11 protein-coding genes are annotated in these 14,471 nt (G+C 70.0%); 8 read left to right on the top strand and 3 right to left on the bottom strand.

Annotation, left to right across the window (positions count from 1 at the left end; all coding sequences use genetic code 11):
• Nucleotides 1-112 precede the first annotated feature (112 nt).
• The 3 genes from AB3M82_RS00265 to sucB all read left to right on the top strand — a co-directional run bounded on the left by AB3M82_RS00265 (nucleotide 113) and on the right by sucB (nucleotide 4,776).
• Entirely contained in the window at nucleotides 113-1,585 is a 1,473-nt protein-coding gene (locus AB3M82_RS00265) for a leucyl aminopeptidase (RefSeq protein WP_412954640.1), read from the top strand.
• A 1-nt stretch (nucleotide 1,586) separates the two neighbouring features.
• Entirely contained in the window at nucleotides 1,587-2,960 is a 1,374-nt protein-coding gene (lpdA, locus tag AB3M82_RS00260) for a dihydrolipoyl dehydrogenase (protein WP_412954638.1), read from the top strand.
• Between the two features lie 67 nt (nucleotides 2,961-3,027).
• Nucleotides 3,028-4,776: a 2-oxoglutarate dehydrogenase, E2 component, dihydrolipoamide succinyltransferase gene (gene sucB, locus AB3M82_RS00255; RefSeq protein WP_412954636.1), complete on the top strand. Its 1,749-nt coding sequence runs from the start codon at nucleotides 3,028-3,030 to the stop codon at nucleotides 4,774-4,776.
• A gap of 15 nt (nucleotides 4,777-4,791) precedes the next feature.
• On the opposite strand, the gene AB3M82_RS00250 is transcribed toward sucB, so the two are convergent.
• Entirely contained in the window at nucleotides 4,792-6,312 is a 1,521-nt protein-coding gene (locus AB3M82_RS00250; protein WP_412954633.1) for a hypothetical protein, read from the bottom strand.
• A 160-nt stretch (nucleotides 6,313-6,472) separates the two neighbouring features.
• Here AB3M82_RS00250 and AB3M82_RS00245 point away from each other — a divergent pair, with 160 nt between their 5' ends.
• Nucleotides 6,473-7,183 (top strand): DUF4191 domain-containing protein, encoded by a 711-nt coding sequence (locus AB3M82_RS00245; RefSeq protein ID WP_412954631.1) that lies wholly within the window; start codon nucleotides 6,473-6,475, stop codon nucleotides 7,181-7,183.
• A 56-nt stretch (nucleotides 7,184-7,239) separates the two neighbouring features.
• On the opposite strand, the gene AB3M82_RS00240 is transcribed toward AB3M82_RS00245, so the two are convergent.
• Nucleotides 7,240-8,427: a RimK family alpha-L-glutamate ligase gene (locus AB3M82_RS00240; protein ID WP_412954628.1), complete on the bottom strand. Its 1,188-nt coding sequence runs from the start codon at nucleotides 8,425-8,427 to the stop codon at nucleotides 7,240-7,242.
• Nucleotides 8,428-8,453: 26 nt separating this feature from the next.
• Here AB3M82_RS00240 and AB3M82_RS00235 point away from each other — a divergent pair, with 26 nt between their 5' ends.
• Nucleotides 8,454-8,933, top strand: coding sequence for an ATP-dependent zinc protease family protein (locus tag AB3M82_RS00235; RefSeq protein ID WP_412954625.1), 480 nt, complete (start codon nucleotides 8,454-8,456; stop codon nucleotides 8,931-8,933).
• Between the two features lie 3 nt (nucleotides 8,934-8,936).
• Here the strand turns inward: AB3M82_RS00235 and AB3M82_RS00230 are convergent, their stop codons facing one another.
• The gene (locus AB3M82_RS00230; RefSeq protein WP_412954623.1) at nucleotides 8,937-9,365 is read right to left on the bottom strand and encodes an RDD family protein; all 429 of its coding nucleotides are present in this window, start codon (nucleotides 9,363-9,365) and stop codon (nucleotides 8,937-8,939) included.
• 162 nt (nucleotides 9,366-9,527) lie between these two features.
• On the opposite strand from AB3M82_RS00230, the gene glnA reads away from it, so the two are divergent.
• The 3 genes from glnA (at nucleotide 9,528) to AB3M82_RS00215 (ending at nucleotide 14,343) form a co-directional block, all read left to right on the top strand.
• Entirely contained in the window at nucleotides 9,528-10,952 is a 1,425-nt protein-coding gene (gene glnA / locus AB3M82_RS00225; protein ID WP_412954620.1) for a type I glutamate--ammonia ligase, read from the top strand.
• A gap of 123 nt (nucleotides 10,953-11,075) precedes the next feature.
• Entirely contained in the window at nucleotides 11,076-11,642 is a 567-nt protein-coding gene (locus AB3M82_RS00220; RefSeq protein ID WP_412954618.1) for a hypothetical protein, read from the top strand.
• 121 nt (nucleotides 11,643-11,763) lie between these two features.
• Entirely contained in the window at nucleotides 11,764-14,343 is a 2,580-nt protein-coding gene (locus AB3M82_RS00215; protein ID WP_412954615.1) for a phage tail tape measure protein, read from the top strand.
• Nucleotides 14,344-14,471 lie beyond the last annotated feature (128 nt).

The raw sequence follows: 14,471 nt of genomic DNA, 5'->3' as shown, positions 1-14,471 counted from the left end.
TCCTCCATGCTACGAGCACCCGGGCGCAGCGGCGCGGAGAGGGTCATGCTGAGAGCGAACACCCGCCGCCGCCGGGCGCCCCGGTCGCCTCCGCCCTCCCTAGGATGGGAGCATGACGCTTCCTGCGCTCTCGCGCACCACCGATCCGTTCCCCGGAAGCGCTGCTGACGCCGCAGTGCTCGTCGTGCCCGACCTCTCGCAGTCGGCCTCCTCGCTGGACGCCTATCCGGGCCTCGCCGAGGCTCTGGCGGCGGTCGGCTTCACGGGCGGGCCCTCCGCTTACACCCGCATCCACGCGCCCGGGGTGACCGAGGTTCCGCTCGCCGTCGTCGGCGTCGGCTCGGCGCCGTCCGCGAACGCCGTGCGGAATGCCGTCGGCGCCGCTCTGCGCCAGCTCACGGGCTTCGAGACGGTCGCGGTCGCGCTCGCGCCCGGCCTGGACGAGCATGCCGTCGCCGCCGGTGAGGGCGCCGTGCTCGGCGGGCACCGGTTCGAGGGCTACCGCACGAAGAAGGGGCCGGCGCGCGCCTCGAGCGTGCTGCTGCACGCCGACCTGGACGATACCGCGATCTCCCGCATCCGGACGGTCGGCGAGGCGGTGGCGCTGGTCAAGGACCTCGTCAACGTCCCGGCCGAATGGCAGAGCCCGGCGGATCTCGCCCGGAGCGCCGTCGAGAGCGTCGCCGACCTCGATGTGACCGTCGAGGTGTTCGACGAGGCCGCCCTCGCGGAGCACGGCTTCGGAGGCATCCTCGGGGTGGGGCAGGGTTCCGACCGCCCGCCGCGACTCGTGCGGCTCGATTACGCACCGGCCGACGCGACCCGTCACCTCGCGATCGTGGGCAAGGGCATCACCTTCGACACCGGAGGACTGTCGCTCAAGCCCGCCGCCTCGATGGTCGGCATGAAGTTCGACATGGCCGGCGCCGCCACGGGTCTCGCCGCGCTCCGCGCCATCGCTGCCCTCGGTCTTCCCGTCCGGGTGACCGCCTGGCTCTGCATCGCCGACAACATGCCGTCCGGCCGCGCCACGCGCCCGGGCGACGTGCTGCGGATGCTCGACGGCACGACCGTCGAGGTGCTCAACACGGATGCTGAGGGCCGACTGGTCATGGCGGACGGCCTGGCGGCCGCGAGCCGCGAGCACCCGGACGTGATCATCGACGTCGCCACGCTGACGGGTGCGATCGTGATGGCATTGGGTCACCGGCACACCGGCGTAATGGGTGCGGACGAGACCGTCGCCGAGTTCCTCGCGGCGGCGGAGTCGGCCGACGAGGCGGCGTGGCACATGCCGCTGCCCGAGTACATGGAGGACACGCTCGACTCCCCGATCGCCGACCTGATCAACGCGAACATGAGCGACCGCGCCGGCGGCGCCTCTTTCGCCGGACTCTTCCTCCGACGCTTCGTGGGTCGCGTCTCCGACGCGGAGGACGCGCCGCGCATCCCGTGGGTGCACCTCGATATCGCGGGCTCGGGTGAGAACGGCGGGGCACCCTTCGGCTTCACCGACAAGGGCCCGACCGGTGCGATGGTCCGGTCGATCATCGCGTTCGCCGAATCCACGGCGGGAAAGGCCTGACATGACGACGCACACCTTCGACATCGTGGTCCTGGGCGGCGGGAGCGGCGGCTATGCGGCCGCCCTGCGCGCGAGCGAGCTCGGCAAGTCGGTCGCGCTCATCGAGAAGGACAAGGTGGGCGGCACCTGCCTGCACCGCGGGTGCATCCCCACCAAGGCTCTGCTGCACGCCGCGGAAGTGGCGGAGCACGTGCGCGACGCGGCATCCGTCGGCGTCCAGGCATCGCTCGAGGGCATCGACCCCGCCGGCGTCCGGGCCTACCGCGAAGGGATCGTGGCGAAGAAGTTCAAGGGACTCGAGGGCCTCGTCAAGGCGCGCGGCATCACCACGGTTCCGGGCGCTGGGCGACTCAACCCCGACCGCACCGTCAGCGTCGGCGACGACGTCTACGCGGGCACCGACGTCATCCTCGCCACCGGCTCCTACAGCCGCAGCCTGCCCGGCCTCGACATCGACGGACGGATCCTCACGAGCGAGCAGGCCCTCGAGCTCGACGTCATCCCCGAGCGCGTGCTCATCCTCGGAGGTGGCGTCATCGGCGTGGAGTTCGCGAGCGTCTGGCGCTCCTTCGGCGCCGATGTCACCATCATCGAGGCACTGCCGCACCTGGTGCCCAACGAGGACGTCGCTCTGAGCAAGGGGCTGGAGCGGGCGTTCCGCCGCCGCGGCATCCGCTACTCGCTGGGCACCCGCTTCCAGACGGCCGTGCAGAACGAGGCCTCGGTCACGGTGACGCTCGAGGACGGCACCACATTCACCGCCGACTACCTCCTCGTCGCCGTGGGGCGCGGACCGGTCACGGCGGACCTCGGGTACGAGGAGGCGGGCGTCGCGCTCGACCGCGGATACGTCACCGTCGACGACGACCTGCGCACGAGCGCTCCGCACGTCTGGGCCGTGGGCGACATCGTGCCCGGTCTGCAGCTCGCGCACCGCGGATTCCAGCAGGGCATCGTCGTCGCCGAGCGCATCGCAGGCCTCTCCCCCGCCACCGTGCCGGATCGGCAGATCCCGAAGGTGACGTACTCCAGCCCGGAGGTCGCCTCGGTCGGCGTCACCGAGGAGACGGCGATCGCCGAGCACGGTGCGGATGCCGTGGCCTCCTACGAGTACAACCTCGCGGGGAACGGCAAGAGCGAGATCATCGGGACGAGCGGACTGGTGAAGGTCGTCCGCCTCAAGGACGGCCCCGTGGTGGGCGTGCACCTGTTGGGCGACCGCGTCGGCGAGCTCATCACCGAGGGCCAGCTGGCCGTCGCGTGGGAGGCGCACCCGGAGGACATCGCGCCGCTCATCCACGCGCATCCGACACAGAGCGAAGCCCTCGGCGAGGCCTTCCTCGCACTCGCGGGAAAACCGCTGCACGCCCTCTGAACACCAACCCGTCCCCGGGTCACTAAGCTAGACAAGCGTTAGACAAACTTCTGAAGGAGACTCCGTCATGAGCACATCCGTCATCCTCCCCCCGCTCGGCGAGAGCGTCACAGAGGGTACGGTCACCCGCTGGCTCAAGCAGGTGGGCGACACTGTGCAGGCGGACGAGGGCCTGCTCGAGATCTCGACCGACAAGGTCGACACCGAGATCCCCTCCCCCGCATCCGGCGTGATCGAGGAGATCCTCGTCGCGGAGGACGAGACCGTCGAGGTCGGCGCCCTCCTCGCGCGCATCGGCGACGGCAGCGGAGCGTCCTCGTCGGACGACGCTCCCGAAGCCGCCGCACCGGCCGCCGAAGCTGCTCCGGCCGAGGCAGCCCCCGCGCAGACTCCCGCCGCCGAGGCCCCGGCCGAGTCCGCACCCGCCGCCGAGGCCGCTCCGGCCGCCGACACCGCTCCGGCGCCGTCGGGCGACGCGACGGATGTCGTGCTCCCCGAGCTCGGCGAGAGCGTCACCGAGGGCACCGTCACCCGCTGGCTCAAGGAGGTGGGCGACTCGGTCGAGGTCGACGAGGCGCTGCTCGAGATCTCCACCGACAAGGTCGACACCGAGATCCCTTCGCCCGTCGCCGGCATCCTGCAGGAGATCGTCGCCGGCGAGGACGAGACGGTCGCCGTCGGTGCCGTGCTCGCGCGCATCGGCTCGGGCGCCGCTCAGCCCGCCGCCCCCGCCGAGACTCCCGCTCCGGCGCCCGCGGCTGCCGAAGAGACTCCGGCGCCCGCGCCCGCGCAGGCCGCCCCCGCCGCAGAGGCCGCGCCGGCTCCCGCCGCTGCACCCGCGCAGGCTCCGTCGGCACCGGCCGCACCGGCGCCGTCCGCATCGCAGCCCGCACCCGCCGGCGGCAACGACAACCTCTACGTGACGCCGCTCGTGCGCCGCCTGGCGGCTCAGCAGGGTGTGGATCTCGCCTCCGTCACCGGCACCGGTGTCGGCGGCCGCATCCGCAAGGAGGACGTGCTCAAGGCGGCCGAGTCCGCCGCCTCCGCACCGGCAGCCACGGCGCCCGCGGCCCCGGCTGCGGCCCCGCTGGAGGTCTCGCCCCTGCGCGGCACGACGCAGCCGATGTCGCGTCTGCGCAAGGTCCTGGCCAAGCGCGCCGTGGAGTCGATGCAGCAGACCGCCCAGCTCACCACCGTGGTCGAGGTCGACGTCACCGCGCTCGCCGAGTACCGCGACAGCGTCAAGGCCTCGTTCCTGGAGAAGACGGGCGACAAGCTGTCGTTCCTGCCGTTCTTCGCTCTCGCGGCCGCCGAGGCGCTGCAGGCCTTCCCGATCGTGAACGCGACCGTGGACGGCGACCAGATCGTCTACCCCGCCTCGGAGAACGTCTCGATCGCGGTCGACACCGAGCGCGGCCTGCTCACCCCGGTGCTGCGCGACGCGGCCTCGAAGAACATCGCGCAGATCGCCCACGAGATCGCGGACCTCGCGGCTCGTACCCGCGAGAACAAGCTGAAGCCCGACGAGCTGGCCGGCGGCACGTTCACGCTGACCAACACCGGCTCGCGCGGCGCCCTCTTCGACACTCCCGTGGTGTTCCTGCCGCAGTCGGCCATCCTCGGTACCGGCACCGTGGTCAAGCGCCCGGGTCTGGTCAAGGTCGGCGGCGCGGACGCGATCGCCGTGCGGTCCTACGTGTACCTCGCACTGTCGTACGACCACCGGATCATCGACGGCGCCGACGCCGCGCGCTTCCTCGGAGCGGTGAAGTCGCGGCTCGAGTCCGCGCAGTTCGCTGCCCAGCTCGGCGCCTGATCCGCCGCAGCACCGTTATCCCGGCTGGTCCGCGACGTCATAGACGTCGCGGACCAGCCATTTCTCTTCCACCCGCACGATCACGACCACGCGAGGCGCGGACGCCGCGGTGATCGCGGACCCGCCGTCCTCCGTCGGCACCTCCTGCGCGGGCGTCAGGCGCACGACCGCGACGTCTCCGTACTCGTCGACGAGCGCGGTCGCGGGCCGGGAGTGCGCGAGCTCGCGGAGTTCGGGGAGGAGCGCCGTCGCCTCCGGGACCGCGACCCCGTCGCAGGAGGCGCCGGGCGCGTCCTCGCACGCGCGCAGCGCCGCCAGCAGCCCCTCGACCGCGTGGACGGGATCCGAGGCCGTCTGCTCGCCCTCGCTCGTCTGCCCGCCGTCGGCCCCATCGTCGGCCACAGTGTCGGCGGCGTCGTCCGGGGCACCCGGTCGCGCATCCAGTTCCGGCGTCCCGGTGCCCGGCGCTCCGGTGCTCGGCGCGTCGATGGGGGCGGGAGCCGCTCCCACGGCGGAGTCGTCAGAGCCTCCACCCGGCCAGAGGAGTCCCCCGACGAGCACGATCATCGCGGCCGCCCCGGCGAGCAGCAGCCGCGGGCGTCGCCGGCGGCGCTCCCCCGTTCCGTCGCGGCGCGCGGACCTCCCGTCGCGACCCTCGGACACCACTCCCGTCACCCGTGCCCCGAACCGCTCCCGCGCGGACCGTCCGGCCGCGGCACCGAGGTCCGACACCGTCTCCCGGAGCCGGGCGGTCCAGCTCACCGGCGCGAGTCCCGCGTCCGCACGTCTGCGCGCCTCGGCGCGGCTCAGGGCTCGCTCGCCCACCGCGGCCGGGCGCCTCGACGGCGGGACGTCGTGCTGCCCGACGCCGCCGTCCGCGGTGCGCACCGACACGGAGCGCAACGGTCGCGAGACGGCGAGATCGAAGAGCGCCCGTTCCCACTCCTCCAGCTGGCGGGCGGCGATCCGAGGCTGCGATGCGCCGCGTCGAAGGCCCGCCTCGATCTGCACGAGCAGCCGCGCCATGGCCTTGTCTCCGCTCGCCTCCGCCAGGGATGCCACGATGCGGGTCGCCCCGGCGCGGGCATCCTCACCCGACCCGAAGACGAACACGGGCCGCCCGTCGCCCGTCATCCACCATCCGCCGGCCTCCGATCCGGCATCCTGCCCCAGTTCCCCGATGCCACGCAGCAGACTGGCGACGAGCGTGCTGCACTCCCCCGCGGCCAGGACGTCGCCCTCGGCGCGCCGTCGACCGAGGAAAGTGGCGACCCGCTCGGTGCACCACGGCAGCAGCACATCGTGGCCGTCGCGCCGCCGGACCACGTCGATCGGGCCCGCCACGTGCTCGGCGCCCGCGTGGCGCCATCCGATCCATCCCTCCAACGCCTCCGCGTCGAGCTGCACCGCGACACCGTCCCCACAGGTCACGAGCAGCCCGACGAAGGGGGTCTCCGACGCGTCGAGCGCGCGGATCACCCTGTGCACCCCCGGCAGGAGCGGGGGTGCCTTCTCCCCGAGTGCGACGTCTGTCATGGCTCCAGCACACTGCATCGGTGCCCGCTCCGGACGCCGATCCGGCGCGATGTGGACGAATCCACGCTCTTCCTGAACTGTGCAGGAGATGTCCGCACGGCCGCTCCGCCCGGCGCGAACGGCGCATGACGGCGGCCCGCGACTCGGTAGGCTGGAAGGCATGGCAAAGAGTGCTCCCGAACCCGAGAAGCGTCCTGGGTTCTTCTCCCAGATCAAGTCCCTCTTCCGGTTCACCCGCGAGGCGTACCCGTGGCTGCCGTGGGCGCAGATCGCGATCCTGGTCGGGGGCGTCCTGATCGGCCTCGTCGTCGGATACCTCATCCCGCCGCTGCAGTGGTGGACCCTCGTGCTGTGGGGCCTCACGGGACTCATGGTCGGCGTGCTCGGCGCCATGATCCTCATGACCCGCCTGTCGACGTCGGCCATGTACACGAAGATCGACGGCATGCCCGGCGCCACCGGTCACGTCATCAGCACCAGCCTGGGACGCCGCTGGCAGGGTTCGGACACGCCCGTCGGCATCAACCCCAAGACCCAGGAGGCCGTCTACCGCGCGGTCGGTCGCGGTGGCATCGTCGTCATCGGCGAAGGCGCGCGGGGACGTCTCACCCGCCTGATCAACGAGGAGCGCAGCAAGGCCCAGCGCGTGGCGCACGGTGTGCCCGTGACGGTGCTGTATGTCGGTCACGGCGACGACGAGGTCCCGATCGCCGACCTCGCGAAGACGATCAAGAAGCTGCCGAAGGCGATCGACAAGACCACGATGGCCGCCGTCATCCGACGCATCGAGTCGGTGTCGCAGTCGCTCTCGTCGCTGCCCATCCCGAAGGGGATCGACCCCACGAAGGTGCGGTCGCAGCGTCCGCGCTGATCCACCGTCCCTGACGCGGAAGCGGCCGCCCTCTTCGGAGGACGGCCGCTTCCGCGTCACTCGGACAGCGGCTCGCGCGGCAACCGCCGGACCTTGGCGCGTCGGCGCCGGCGCTCCGGGATCATCCCGCGCATCTCGTCGAGCTTGCCGAAGCAGAACAACCGGTCGTCCGCCTCCAGCACGACGTGCTTGCGAGGATTGGGGATGACCGAGACGCCGCGATGCAGGGTGAGCACCGTGATGTCCCGCTCCCAGAGCCCCGCCTCACCCAGCGTCTTGCCGACGAGGTCCGCGGCGCCGTGCACCATGAGCTCCGCGACGCCGTACCCGGTCGAGACGGTGAGCCGCTGCCGCACGTCGATCTCGGGGAAGGCGACCTGTCCGGCGATGTAGTCGATGATCGCGCCCGCGACGTCGAGCTTGGTCGCGGTCTCGATCCCCTGCAGTCCCGGCGAGGAGTTCACCTCCATCACCAGCGGTCCCTCGTCGCCCTCGAGCATGTCGACGCCGGCGACGCGGAGGCCCATGATCTGCGCCGAACGCACGGCGGCCCGCTCGTACACGGGATCCAGCTCGATGGCCTCGACCGAGCCGCCGCGGTGCACGTTCGAGCGGAACTCGTCTCCCGCGGCCGAGCGACGCATCGCGGCGACGACCCGATCCCCCACGACGAGGGCGCGGATGTCGCGCCCCCTGCTCTCGGAGATGAACTTCTGGATCAGCACGTTCTGCTTCGTCGAGTGCAGCGTCTCGATGATCGCCTCGGCGACCTTCACCTGGGGGGCGAGGATCACGCCGATCCCCTGCGTGCCCTCCAGGAGCTTGATGACGACCGGAGCCCCGCCGACCCTTTCGATCGCGGGACGCACGTCGGCGCGGTTTCGCACGAACGCGGTGGGCGGCATCGCGATGTTGTGACGGGAGAGGATCTGGTTCGCGCGGAGCTTGTCGCGTGCGCTCGAGATGCCGTTCGCGGTGTTGGGCGTGTAGACGTCCATCTGCTCGAACTGCCTCACGACGGCGGTGCCGAAGTACGTGATCGAGTTGCCGATGCGGGGCAGGATCGCGTCATAGTCGCTGAGCTGACGCCCTCGGTAGTGCAAGTCCGGTTCGTCCGCGGTGAGATCGATCGCGAAGCGCAGCGTGTTCAGCACCTTGACGGTGTGCCCCCGCTGGAGAGCGGCGGCACGGAGGCGCTGGGTGGAGTACGCCTGGGGCGCACGGGAGAGCACTGCGATCTTCACGGAGGTTTTCCTGCCAGGATGGTCGGGTGAGTAAGACATCCCATTCAAACACCCTTACGGGGTGGCGGGAGTGGGTGACCCTGCCCGACGTGGGAGTCGACTGGATCAAGGCGAAGATCGACACCGGTGCGCGCACGTCGTCGCTGCATGCCTTCGACGTCCACGAGTTCGACCGCGAGGGCGAGGCCTGGGTGCGGTTCCGCGTCCGACCCTGGCAGGACAGCCCCGCGGATGCCGTCGACGTGCAGCTGCCCGTCCACGACCGTCGCGCTGTGCGCAGCTCCTCCGGCCACGCCCAGGAGCGCCTGGTCGTGCAGCTCCTGATCCGCCTGGTCGATCGCGAGGTGCTCGCCGAGGTCACCCTGAGCAACCGCGACGAGATGGGATTCCGCATGCTCATCGGGCGGGAGGCGCTGCGACGCGGCTTCATCGTGGATCCGGCCCGCTCGTTCCTGGGCGGTCGGGCGCCCCGCGAGGCGCGGCGTCGCAACCGCGGTCACGCCTGATCGTCAGGCGCGGATGAGGACGGTGCCCACGAGCTTGTCGTGGAGTCCGCGCTGATCCTGGTCCCAGATGACCGCCGGGATGACGACCACGAGCAGGAGCGTCCGCACGATCGGCCGCCAGAGGCCCACCCACCCGCCGTCCAGCCGCACGACGCGCATCCCGAGGATGCGGTGGCCGGGGCTCCCCCCGGCGGTGGGAATGAAGAGGATCTGGAGGACGGCGAAGACCGCCATCGGCGCGAACTGCGTCAGCCCCGCCTCGCTCGGGAGGGCGAACTGGTCGTAGCCGAGGAACGCGGTCGCGATCAGCGTGGCGGCGACGTAGTCGATCGCGAGGGCGCCGATGCGACGGCCGGGACGGCCGATGCTCCCCGGCCCGGAGACGGGGAAGCCGAGTCGTTCACCGGGGTACGTGTTCACAGCATCCGTCACTCCACCAGCCTACCGAGCGGCCGGATCGCCGCCGACCGGATGCCGTCGCGTCAGAGCGTCGGTGTAACACGCTCGAAACAATGCGGATACCGTGGAGAAATCCCCCGACCGTACTCTGCAGAGTGGCCCCGAAGCCATCGATCCGCATTACAGGAGTCGTACATGTTCAAAGATTCGTCCGAGGTACTGAGCTACATCAAGGAGAACGACGTCAAGTTCCTTGACATCCGCTTCACCGATCTCCCGGGTGTGCAGCAGCACTTCAACATTCCTGCGGCGACGGTCGACGAGGCGTTCTTCACGGAGGGGCAGCTGTTCGACGGCTCCTCGATCCGCGGCTTCGCCAGCATCCACGAGTCCGACATGCAGCTCATCCCGGATGTCACGACAGCGTACATCGACCCGTTCCGGGAGGCGAGCACCCTCGTGATGATCTTCGACATCTACAACCCGCGCACCGGCGAGATCTACTCGAAGGACCCGCGTCAGGTCGCAAAGAAGGCCGAGAAGTACCTCGCCTCCACCGGCATCGCCGACACCGCGTTCTTCGCCCCCGAGGCCGAGTTCTACATCTTCGACGACGTCCGCTACTCGGTCACCGCGGGCGAGAGCTTCTACAAGGTCGACTCCGAGGAGGCCGCGTGGAACACCGGCCGCGAGGAGGAGGGCGGCAACCTCGCCAACAAGACCCCGTACAAGGGCGGTTACTTCCCCGTCAGCCCGGTCGACAAGACCGCCGACCTGCGCGACGACATCACCCTCAAGCTGATCGACGCCGGCTTCATCCTCGAGCGCTCGCACCACGAGGTGGGCACCGCCGGCCAGCAGGAGATCAACTACCGCTTCGACACGATGGTCCACGCGGCGGACGACATCCTCAAGTTCAAGTACATCGTGAAGAACACCGCCGAGGAGTGGGGCAAGGTCGCGACCTTCATGCCCAAGCCCCTCTACGGTGACAACGGCTCGGGCATGCACACCCACCAGTCGCTGTGGAACGACGGCGAGCCGCTGTTCTACGACGAGGCGGGCTACGGCCAGCTCAGCGACATCGCCCGCTGGTACATCGGCGGCATCCTGGCCCACGCGCCGGCGCTGCTCGCCTTCACCAACCCGACCCTCAACAGCTACCACCGTCTGGTGAAGGGCTTCGAGGCTCCGGTCAACCTGGTGTACTCGGCCGGCAACCGGTCGGCCGCCATCCGTATCCCGATCACGGGCTCGAACCCGAAGGCCAAGCGCATCGAGTTCCGCGCGCCCGATGCCTCGGGCAACCCGTACCTCGCCTTCGCGGCGCAGCTCATGGCCGGCCTCGACGGCATCAAGAACCGCATCGAGCCGCACGAGCCGGTCGACAAGGACCTCTACGAGCTCCCGCCCGAGGAGGCCAAGGGCATCCCGCAGGTGCCGAACTCGCTGCTCGACTCGCTCGAGGCGCTGCGCACCGACCACCAGTTCCTCCTCGAGGGCGGCGTGTTCACCGAGGAGCTCATCGAGACCTGGATCTCCTACAAGTACGAGAACGAGATCCTGCCGATCGCGCAGCGTCCGCACCCGTTCGAGTACGAGCTGTACTTCGGAGTGTAGCCAGATTCCGCGGCATTCCTGGGGCTAGTCCGCAGGGAGTCCGCAGAATCGTGAGACGAGCCCGCCCCTGCTAGTTCCAGGGGCGGGCTCTTTCGTGTCGAAGGCACGCGCTAGCTTGTGTGCGTGGCATCATTCGAACCCCTCACCTTCGCGGCAAGTATCGGCGGCAGCCTCGTCGTCTCGTACATCGGCGTGCGCTACTTCACTGGGGAGAAGATCCGCGCTGAGCGCGCGGACCTTGCCCGTCGCGAGCTCCGTAAGACGGTAGCGCCGTGGCTGCGTTCCGCGCAGGAGCGTGCTTCCGGCCGAGGGCGTAGCCTGCAACGCGAAGCCCAAACGTCCGACGCTGAAGACGGAGTCAGTGCGCTGGCGGTGCTACGGCTCGCCGAAGATCTTCCGCGTTGGCGGCGTGCTCTCGTGAGGCGTCGATGCCGCATCATCTTTGGCAGCGAGTGGTCAGCGCTCGCCGACGAGCAGATTCACATCAGCACCGACCCGAAGACCGACGCTGATCGTCTCGTTACCCGAGCGCTGTTCCAGTACGTCGACGACGGTGTGCATATTCTCGGCTCGGGGAAACCTAGGGTGACCTTCAGCTCGGGACTCATCCAGCGCGTCTACTCCTCGAACGTGAATGCCGAAGCCCACCTTCTCGTGCGGCAGTTGCGGAAGCTCAGCCGGGCACGCTAGCCGACGTCGCAGGACCGTTGGTTGGGCGCAGCAAGCTGCGGCTGCGAACGGCCTCGTCAGCGCCTTCGAGAACGGTCTGCAGGTCGAGGTCGGGTACGACCGTCTGCAGGCGCTGACCGGAATGAACGAGGCCGCCGCACGCCGGCTGGGCAACGCGGCCGGTGAGGCGTATGCGAACAACTTCGGCGAGTCGATCGAGTCGAACATGGACGTCACGCGGCTGGCGGTGCAGTTCGACATCCTCGACCCGTCCGCGACGACCCGTGACGCGCAGTTGGTCGTCGAAGGCCTCGCGGGTATCGCGGACGTTCTGGGTGAGGACGTCGAGCCGGTCGCTCGAGCGGTCGCGCAGATGCTCCGCACGGGGCTCGCGGGTTCCGCGAAGCAGGCGTTCGACATCCTCGCTACCGGCGCCCGTGAGGGCGTGAACATCGGCGGCGACCTCCTGGAGACCTACAACGAATTCAGCACGCAGTTCCGGCAGCTGGGGCTCGATGGCCCGCAGGCGCTCGGTCTGCTGTCGCAGGGTCTTCGGGGCGGTGCTCGTGACAGCGACCTGGTGGCGGACGCGCTGAAGGAGCTCGCGCTCCGTGCGAAGGATCCCGGGATGGCGGAGGGGTTCGAGGCGGTCGGATTCTCGTGGGACGACCTGTCTCGCCGGATCGCTCAGGGTGGCCCTGAGGCCGCCGCAGCGCTGGACGAGACGCTCGACCGGATCCGGGAGATGCCGGACCCGGCAGAGCAGGCCGCCGCGGCCGTGGCGCTGTTCGGCACGCAGTCTGAGGACATGGCGGCAGCGCTGCTGTCGATGGATCTCACCACGGCCGTCGATGAGCTCAACGGGGTGACGGGATCCGCTCAGAAGATGTTCGACACCCTCGCGGGCAACGACGCCTCGAAGATCGAGCAGGCCAAACGGAACATCGAGACGGCCGCTCAGGGCATCCAGGGTGCTCTCGCGGCGGCGTTCTCGGAGCCGCTGGGCGAGTTCGCCGACTGGGTGTCGCAGAACCGTGGCCCGCTGATGCAGTTCCTCCTCGACATGGCGAACGGCGCTCTGGACTTCGGCGATTCGGTGGTCGAGTCGGTCGCGTCCGGCACGGAAGCGCTGGGCGAGTTCGTCGGGTCACTGTCGGAGGTCGTCTACGGTCTCGCGGCTATCCCCGCGGCGCTCGGGCAGCAGGACGTCTCGAACGCGATGGTCGACATGGCGAACGGGATGCTCGCCTTCTCGGAGGGTGCTGGCGACACGGCGGACACGATCCGCGAGGATCACGGGAACGCGATCGACGGGGCGCGCACGAAGCTGAACGAGTTCGGCGAGCCGCTCGTCGCACTGGGCTTCGCGAACGATGCCGCACTACGGACCGCCGACGCCGTGGCCCAGGTGGGTCTCGCGGCGGACGGAACGCGATTCTCGATCGAGGGCCTCGACACCGCGAACCTGCGTTCGACGGAGTCCGGCCGGGCGCTCGACGACCAACTGCGAGCGTCGGCGTCGTCGCTCGACGCGGAGTACCAGGCCGCGCTGCTGGCGGGCGAGTCGCAGGAGAACCTGCAGGCCCGATACCAGGGCACGCGTGACGCTCTGATGGGGCAGCTCGAGGCGATGGGGCTGTCGCAGGAGCAGGCGCAGGCGCTCATCGACACCGTGCTCGAGACGCCGGAGACCGCCTACACCGTGTACACGTCGAACGCTTCGGCGGAAGCCGACGTCGTCGACCGGCTCACACAGAAGGTCGTGCAGCTCCCTGACGGGAACTTCATCATCGTGGCGGACACGACGGGTGCGGACAACGAGGTCGACGACTTCATCCGTCGGAACTCGACGAAACGCATCAACATCGCGGTCGGCCCTGGCGGGCAGGGCGGTCTCGTCGCGGGGAAGGCGTCGGGTGGTCCGATCTTCGGTGCAGGCGGTCCTCGTGACGACCTGGTGCCGATCATGGCGTCGAACGGTGAGCACATGCTGACCGCGGCCGAGGTCAACGCGATGGGCGGGCACGACGCGGTCTACCGCTTCCGGCGCGCCGCTCTCGCCGGCCTCCTTCGCCTTGCTGACGGTGGCCCTGTGAACGTCCCTGCGATCCCGGACAGGCACCTGGCTCCCGCGGGTTCCGACGAGCAGCACGCCTATCCTGGTTCCGCAGGCGGCCGGCGAGGGCCGCCCGGTCGAGCGTCGGGAGGTCACCGTGATACAGCACCTTCACTTCGAGGGCATGGACCCGAGGGTCGCGATGCGGGTCGCGGGCCGGGAGATCGAGCAGCAGCTGGGCGCATCGTGATGGAGAAGTCGCTCGCGAACCTCGCGGCGACGGCGACGCACGAACTGATCGAGCTCGTGCGGATCTTCCACGACGGCGACGTAGAGCGCGCGCGGCGGTGGATCCGGTACAACTCTCGGAAGACTCGACGCAAGGAACGAGACGTGCTGAGGGGCCTCGCTGGCATCCTCGTCGCCGATGAGCATGACGACGGGTTCAGGGAACTCGTGATCGCGCCCGAGGACACCGCCGCTGACGTCCTGGGCGCCCGTATCGCCGTGGCCGTGCTGAACGACGATCCCGACGCCGTCGACGCACTGATCGAAGCGTGGGCGTCATGGCCAGCCGAAGCGCGCGCGGAGGTCCTAAGCGGCTACGTGCAGCGCCTCGCCGCCCTGACGACCGGGGCCCCCGAAAATATCCACAACGAGGACTGAGGGCGGACCACCACACGGGAGTGTTCCTCTCCCCCCGCCGTTCCGCGCCGAAAATACCAGGGGGGGTCGCGCGCGAGGAGCGTGATTCCGGGCCTCTCGGCCGGTTCGAACCTCCCCTGAGCGGGGTT

Source organism: Microbacterium californiense, from assembly GCF_047246625.1.
Taxonomy (GTDB): domain Bacteria; phylum Actinomycetota; class Actinomycetes; order Actinomycetales; family Microbacteriaceae; genus Microbacterium.
This window is presented reverse-complemented; position numbering and strand designations above follow the sequence as displayed.

Excerpts from the sequence above, each read along its gene's own strand:
- AB3M82_RS00265 (WP_412954640.1), top strand. The coding sequence starts at position 113 with ATGACGCTTCCTGCGCTCTCGCGCACCACCGATCCGTTCCCCGGAAGC.
- lpdA (WP_412954638.1), top strand. The coding sequence starts at position 1,587 with ATGACGACGCACACCTTCGACATCGTGGTCCTGGGCGGCGGGAGCGGC.
- sucB (WP_412954636.1), top strand. The coding sequence starts at position 3,028 with ATGAGCACATCCGTCATCCTCCCCCCGCTCGGCGAGAGCGTCACAGAG.
- AB3M82_RS00250 (WP_412954633.1), bottom strand. The coding sequence starts at position 6,312 with ATGACAGACGTCGCACTCGGGGAGAAGGCACCCCCGCTCCTGCCGGGG.
- AB3M82_RS00245 (WP_412954631.1), top strand. The coding sequence starts at position 6,473 with ATGGCAAAGAGTGCTCCCGAACCCGAGAAGCGTCCTGGGTTCTTCTCC.
- glnA (WP_412954620.1), top strand. The coding sequence starts at position 9,528 with ATGTTCAAAGATTCGTCCGAGGTACTGAGCTACATCAAGGAGAACGAC.
- AB3M82_RS00215 (WP_412954615.1), top strand. The coding sequence starts at position 11,764 with ATGAACGAGGCCGCCGCACGCCGGCTGGGCAACGCGGCCGGTGAGGCG.